Below are 243 nucleotides of genomic sequence, written 5' to 3'. Positions count from 1 at the left end.
CCAGAGAATACCTGGCGAGCATAGGCGAACAGGGTCATTTTGAGCAACATGGCTGGATGAAAGGCTGGACGACCAGTATGGGAAGTTTCTTCTAATAGAACGGATAAAGGAATGGTATCCACAAACTGACTAATCAGACGAGCCTCGTGAGTAGCAGGTAAATCCCAAGCAAGATTTAATTCCAAACTTAACTGATTTGTGTTATACTGTTTATACATTTTCATGCCTTTCTAGTTGTTTTGT

1 pseudogene is annotated in these 243 nt (G+C 41.2%); it reads right to left on the bottom strand.

Annotated elements, in window-relative coordinates:
* Window positions 1–218, bottom strand: a pseudogene (locus tag C1E58_RS11915) (IS5/IS1182 family transposase); the annotation flags it as partial.
* Window positions 219–243 lie beyond the last annotated feature (25 nt).

The organism is Streptococcus suis (assembly GCF_002964575.1).
Classification (GTDB): domain Bacteria; phylum Bacillota; class Bacilli; order Lactobacillales; family Streptococcaceae; genus Streptococcus; species Streptococcus suis_R.
Note: the sequence above shows the minus strand (reverse complement) of the source record. Positions and strands in the feature narration are given on the sequence as shown.